Below are 6154 nucleotides of genomic sequence, written 5' to 3' on the forward strand. Positions count from 1 at the left end.
GGACCATAGAAGCAAACGCTGGACGTACATTGAAGACAGCGGTGACAAAGTTTGAAGAATAGGATGCGACGCAAGAGTCTCGCTGCGATCATGTGGCATGCAGGAGCGGCCACAGAAGATCACGTTTGCCGAAATGCGCTCCGCCGGCGTGCATGGCGTGCTGATTTATTGCGCTGATTACAAGTGTGTCACACCATCACCGCCATGGCGGACCGATGGGGTGATGACTTGCGGCTTTCGGATATCGAGCCGCGGCCTGTCTGCACAGCTTGCGGCAAGCGAGGCGCCGGTGTGCGACCGGATTTCCACTGGGACAGGAAAGCCGCGCTCACTAGGGGTTATTAAGTAACATCCAGATCAATGCGTTTGCGCCGCCCCCAACGAGAGGCCGCAATCGGAACAACATTGCCGACACTGGACCATCTCTCCCATGCTGGTTCGATTTCATGAAACAAGTCTTGGCACGTTGTGTTGCCCCTGAGCGACAAAAAAAGGAGAACAACCCATGGAAGACGTTCGCGAGAAAGGTTTCGCCGTTGCTACCAACTTTTGGCTGAATGCAGGAAGCAGGATGCTGCAGCAACAGGCTTCGCTTCTGAGACTTTGGGCCGACGCTATCGACAAGTACGCACAGAACTACGAACAGGGAACCGAAAAACAGCGATCATCCGTTGAGCGAGAACAGCATGCCGCCTGACTGTTACTTATCGGACAGACAGCCGGACATTAAACCGGCACATTGGGGCACAAACGAAGCTTCCTACTTGGATACAAACTGAGGGCCCCGGGCGCCAAGGCCGCGGCCCCTTTTATTCGCAACTTCCGGCACGCCTCACTATTTGTGCTGTGTGCTTAAATCTTCTGAGTTTTGCATTCCCACTGCCGGAACCAGGGTTCCTGCTGGAGTTCGACGGCTATTGCTTGCGTGTTGAGCGCAACGGCGATCGCGTACGGCTGATCACGCGCCGCGGATACGATTGGACAAAGCGCTTCCCTGGATCGTTGAAGCTGCGCTGAAGAACCGCCAGAAGCATTTCGTCATCGACGGCGAGGCAGTCATCCTTGGGTTGACGCTATTCCGATTTCAACGCCCTGCATTCCGGCAAGCACAACGATGGAGTCCAGCCTTGTACCTTTGACGTGCTGGCAATGGATGGGGATGATCTCCGCAAGCTCCCACTCTCGATGCGCAAGGCCAATCTTGGGCCCCGTTGTCCGTCGGGGTGGGCCTCGGCCCGGCCGGCAACCTCCTACCCCCAATGCCCAGCCCGTCCCGCCGCGCCGCTCGCGAAACCCTACCGAGATCGCCAAGAGCTAAGCTGTCGACGTTTCGATGATCTCAAGGCTGGCGTCGCCGATCGCCCGGGATTTCGCCACGGGATGCGGGGCCGCTACCTCGCCCAGGCTACAGGAACCGTGCGTTCATCCCACTCGCCGTCTTTGCAATTTCTGTGGGATATGCGCGCCGCGATCCTCGGGCCGATAGTTGTGCTTTCCTGAGCTGGTCACGTAGCCTGTTTAATTCGCTTGATTGAGCTTCTAGATTAGCTTCCATGTCGGTGATGGCTGCAAGGCGCGCTGCGGTGGCGATTGCGAGGCGCTGTTGTGAGTTGCTCATTTGAACCTGACTGAAAATGGGACGCATCGATCAGGGGCAGTATGCTTTCCTGGATCGGAAGTTGCTGGTCAATATTGAACACATTGAAAAGTTAATGAAGGCGAATTAGGACACTCGCGGATTCCAATTGGGACACGCGGGCCTGAATACGGCAGCACCGGACTGCGGCGCCCGCAACAGCACGCGCGTTTCCCCGCTGGCAGCCTGTTGCACATCGCGCGGACCTACAGCGTGTCCAAACCATGATCGGCCGCTTAACTGCTTCGTCGCCGTCGGTATAGCGAGGGGGCCGCGGCGGCCTTGTCGCGGATGTCCCTGGCTTCGGCCTCCGGCAGGCTTGCGCGAAACTGACTGACCGCCAGGCCCCCGCCCTGCCCTTCACCGGAACTCATTCCGATAGTTGTACCTGCCCTCATATGACGGGATCTCATTTTGTGATGCCGTACCGCATGCTTAGTAGCGGATTCTGGTTCTTCGGGCTCAGTTTGGGCGAAGGCCATGACTGGCGCTCCGGAACTTCGTCGACAGAGCGACGTTCGCTACATGGGAGTCACAAGATGAGGTTGGCGCAATGAAGAGAATTGTAAGTACGATCGCGTTCTCGCTGGCCGTGACAGCGTTGCCTGCGCTGGCGCAGACGAACAACAGCCCGAATGTTTCGACCCCGAGCGGACAGAATTCCGGCGCGGGAGTATCGGGATATCCAGGGAACAAGAATGGTCCTGCTGCGAAGGGCACCGTCGGTTCGAGCACATCAGCGGGTCAGCAAAATTCCACGGTGCAGGATGCAGCCAAAATGCCGGGCATGCCCGGCAACAAAAGCGGTCCACCCGCAAATAAGCCGCCTCGCTAGCTGAAGAGTATTGGCGAGCAGCCAAGCCGCATCCTACAGGGGCGCCACAGGCGCGGTGCCTGCCTGCACATGCGGCTTGGCTTGATTTCGGGCAGTCCAGAAACAAACGCGACGAGCCTTCTAATCCGCCAACGCCGATTGCGGCGCGGTTCTGGCGCACGATAGCTGCTGGTAAAGCCGCACATAGTCCTGCGCCATCCGCTTTGCCGTGAATCGCTGTTCGAAACGCGCGCGGACCTTGCGCCGGTCGAGTGCGCCCAGGCGTTTGACTGCCTCGACCGCCCCCTCTTCTCCTTCGACGATAAAGCCCGTCACCCCGTCATCTATCACTTCTGGCACCGAGCCGGAGCGAAAGGCGATGACCGGCGTCCCGCACGCCATAGCTTCGATCATGACAAGGCCAAACGGCTCGGGCCAGTTGATCGGAAACAGCAAAGCCGCAGCTTCGCCCAGAAATCCCTCCTTGGTCGCGTCATCGACTTCGCCGCTCAACTGGATGTGCGTGCCGTCGATCCGGGGCTGCAGACGCTCGCTAAAATACCCTCGTTCGCCACGCGGTACTTTTGCGGCGATGCGAAGTGGCATTCCCGCCGCTTCTGCGATACGGATTGCTGCTTCCGGCCCCTTCTCCGATGTCAGCCTTCCAAGAAAAGCGAGATGAGAGCCTCTCCTGAAGTTCGGGCGAAACATTTCGGCCGGCAAACCATGATAAACCGTCCCCAACCAGTTGGCTGAGCGCAGCGGCAAACGCTGGTTGTCGGAAATGGAAACAAAGGGCGCACCGGGAAAATTGCGGAGCACGTCCGAAAGGCCCGGTAGATCCAGCCGTCCGTGCATCGTCGTGACAAACGGCACTCCAAGCCGGGAAAGTAGCGGCAGGTGCAGCCAATCGATATGGGCGTGTACCACGTCGAATTTGTCCGCCTGCTGAGCCACCGTCTCCAGCAGAGCCGTCATCGCCGCTGCAGGATCCGAGCGCGGCCTGCCGAGGCGAAGCGCGCGGGGCCAGACCGGCTGGAGCTTGCCGCGCGTTCGGGAATCCCCGCTGGCGAACAGGGTCACGTCGTGTCCGAGCTCGACTAGTTCATCGATCAGCCACGCCACCACCCGCTCTGTACCCCCGTAGAGTTTTGGTGGGACCCTTTCGGCCAAAGGAGCGATCTGTGCAATCCGCATGCTGTTGTGATCCGTGGCCAAAAGCCCATCCGACGAGCCGATTGGCGCAGAGATCAATGAAGAGCCTGCCGAGTCTGTTCCGCCCATGTCGTGTTCGAAGTAGTTCAGGCCCGGTCTGCTGCTTGTCATTCGCAAAGCGGCCTGCAACCTTGCCCGCCACGCCGATCAGCCAAAGCAATCGGAACTGTCTGGGCGCCGCGCGCTTAGTATGCATGACGGAGGTCAGCGACCTTCCCGATCCGGTTGCAAGATGCTGGCGGCTTCCCGGGATACAGGTGCGGCGCAACGCTTTGGTATGGGCCTCCGGAAAAAGGCCACAGCGCTCTGGACCAGAGAACGTTACGCTTAGAACTCGTCCAAAGTCACCGGAGTGCCAAACGTAAGGAAAAACGAGACGCCCATGCTTGATCTAGAAAGGCGTGCAATCGGAAAGGTGACGCGGCGACTGATACCGTTTTTGATCTTATGTTACTTCGTTGCCTACCTCGATCGCGTTAATGTCAGCTTCGCCAAGCTCCACATGAACCAGGCGCTTGGTTTCAGCGAGGCGGCTTTTGGACTAGGAGCCGGACTATTCTTCATTGCTTATTTTCTGTTTGAGGTGCCTTCCAACATCTTTCTGGAGCGGGTCGGAGCGCGGGTTTGGATCGCGCGCATCATGATCTCCTGGGGGATCGTTTCGGCTGCGTTCGCCTTTATCCCTTCAATAGCAGGAGCGACTGGCACTTCGAACGAAGTGGTTTTCTATACCCTTCGTTTATTACTCGGCGCGTGCGAGGCCGGCTTCTTTCCTGGCATCATCTTTTATCTGACCTTGTGGTTTCCGGCGGTGTATCGTGCTCGGGTAGTTAGCTTCTTCATGCTGGCCATCCCGATTTCATCTATCGTTGGGAGCCCGATCTCCGGGATGTTGCTGAACCTTACAGGCTGGGGGTTGGAAGGTTGGCAATGGCTGTTCATTCTGGAGGCGCTGCCATCGGTTCTGGTAGGACTTTGCGTACTGTTCTATCTGACCGATTTTCCGCGCCAGGCCCGCTGGCTGCAGGCAGACGAAATTGCTTGGCTGGAGAACGTGCAAGCAACGGAGAAGAGGAACAAGGAGAAGGTCGAACATCTTTCTCTATTCCAGGCGCTCACGGATGCCCGCATTTTGTTTTGCGCTCTTGTGTATTTCTGCCTGAATGCGGCGAGTTACGGAGTTGCGTTTTTCTTGCCAACAATCATAAAAAACTTTGGCGTGAGCGATGCCCAGACGGGATTGCTGGCCGCTTTGCCTTTTATCTTCGGCGGCATAGGCATGGTATTGCTCGGTCGTCACTCCGACCGCACAATGGAGCGAAAAGGACACGTCGCTGTGGCGCTGCTGATGGCAGCGATTGGGATAGGATTGTCCGGACTCATTTCCAATCCGATCATTGTTATGGCGCTGCTCTGCTTTGCACAGATCGGCGTCTCGGCGGTGCCACCGATGTTCTGGCCGCTGCCAGCGAGTTTCCTGACCGGAGCGTCGGCCGCAGCCGGCATCGCGGCAATCAACTCGCTGGGCAATTTGTCCGGTTTCGCCGGTCCATTTGCGATGGGTTATCTAAAAGATCTAACCGGCAGCTTCACAGCCGGGCTGCTCCTGCTCGCCGGGTGCGCTGTAATTGGCGCAGCTGTCGCCGTGAGCCTGCGTATTGACGCGAAGCGAGAGCAATCATCGGGCGAAGTGGCGCTGGCGCATTAGCGAAATGTCGTTACTCGGGAAAGAATCCGCGCCGACGGCAAGCCGGGAGGAGACCAAAATTGACGGACGACCCCATGCGTCCCTCTGACAACGCTATTAGGTCAGTGCGGGGCCATTACGGTGTCCACCGCTTGGTCGTTAATTCAGCCATTTCTTTCGAATACTTCCGGAACATAGCCATCCGCTTGCTTGTGAATTCTGCAATGACACTGGGAAATTCAAAGGGCGACCTAACCGTCGCAAGCCTTTGAGCGAATTCAAAAGCAAATTGCATGTTGGCTTGTGCCATTTCCAGCAGCTTTGCTTGATAAGCCCGCACATTTGCCGCGGCTGAAGAAAAATCAAGCGCTTTCTTTGACTCGTTATCCGTCATCGTCCGTTTGCAGTCATCTTGCAAGGCTGTCGCCGGATTCACAAGGAGAGCCTCTTGTTCTGGGTCGTTGTGCTTTGGCGGCAATTCAGTTTGTAAGGCTGTCGCCGGATGTTCAACAAGCAGAGCGTCTTGCTTTGGGTCGTTGTGCTTTGGGCGCGATTCAGTTTGTAAGGCTGTTGGGGGATGCTCAACAGGGAGAGCTTCTTGTTTTGGGTTGTTGTTATGCTTCCGGGCAGGTTCAGTCGAGCCTGCCCCAAGCGAGCGCAGACGACTATCGCTTGGGCTTCTAACAATAGCCTGAGCGGCCCGCTGAGCCTTCGTGGTTTTCGGGCTGTGGGAGTGCTTTGACGGTTTACGTTTGCTCATCTGACACTCCGGGTGATCGGGTCGACCACAAAAGGTCCTTAG

Annotated in this window: 5 protein-coding genes; 3 read left to right on the forward strand and 2 right to left on the reverse strand. The window is 57.4% G+C overall.

Translation table 11 applies throughout. The features are described 5' to 3' along the window. Positions 1-505 precede the first annotated feature (505 nt). Positions 506-697 (forward strand): hypothetical protein, encoded by a 192-nt coding sequence (locus VNX23_RS23855; RefSeq protein ID WP_325634032.1) that lies wholly within the window; start codon positions 506-508, stop codon positions 695-697. Positions 698-2189: 1492 nt separating this feature from the next. Further along, positions 2190-2471: a hypothetical protein gene (locus VNX23_RS23860; protein ID WP_325634033.1), complete on the forward strand. Its 282-nt coding sequence runs from the start codon at positions 2190-2192 to the stop codon at positions 2469-2471. Between the two features lie 120 nt (positions 2472-2591). On the opposite strand, the gene VNX23_RS23865 is transcribed toward VNX23_RS23860, so the two are convergent. Continuing rightward, a complete protein-coding gene (locus VNX23_RS23865) occupies positions 2592-3647 on the reverse strand; it encodes a glycosyltransferase family 4 protein (protein WP_325634036.1) in 1056 nt (351 codons plus the stop codon). 400 nt (positions 3648-4047) lie between these two features. On the opposite strand from VNX23_RS23865, the gene VNX23_RS23870 reads away from it, so the two are divergent. Then, a complete protein-coding gene (locus tag VNX23_RS23870; RefSeq protein WP_325634034.1) occupies positions 4048-5373 on the forward strand; it encodes an MFS transporter in 1326 nt (441 codons plus the stop codon). A 115-nt stretch (positions 5374-5488) separates the two neighbouring features. Here VNX23_RS23870 and VNX23_RS23875 read toward each other — a convergent pair whose 3' ends face one another. After that, entirely contained in the window at positions 5489-6112 is a 624-nt protein-coding gene (locus VNX23_RS23875; RefSeq protein WP_325634035.1) for a phasin family protein, read from the reverse strand. Between the last annotated feature and the right edge of the window lie 42 nt (positions 6113-6154).

Source organism: Bradyrhizobium sp. (genome assembly GCF_035570375.1).
GTDB lineage: Bacteria > Pseudomonadota > Alphaproteobacteria > Rhizobiales > Xanthobacteraceae > Bradyrhizobium.

Excerpts from the sequence above, each read along its gene's own strand:
- VNX23_RS23855 (WP_325634032.1), top strand. The coding sequence starts at position 506 with ATGGAAGACGTTCGCGAGAAAGGTTTCGCCGTTGCTACCAACTTTTGG.
- VNX23_RS23860 (WP_325634033.1), top strand. The coding sequence starts at position 2,190 with ATGAAGAGAATTGTAAGTACGATCGCGTTCTCGCTGGCCGTGACAGCG.
- VNX23_RS23865 (WP_325634036.1), bottom strand. The coding sequence starts at position 3,647 with ATGCGGATTGCACAGATCGCTCCTTTGGCCGAAAGGGTCCCACCAAAA.
- VNX23_RS23870 (WP_325634034.1), top strand. The coding sequence starts at position 4,048 with ATGCTTGATCTAGAAAGGCGTGCAATCGGAAAGGTGACGCGGCGACTG.
- VNX23_RS23875 (WP_325634035.1), bottom strand. The coding sequence starts at position 6,112 with ATGAGCAAACGTAAACCGTCAAAGCACTCCCACAGCCCGAAAACCACG.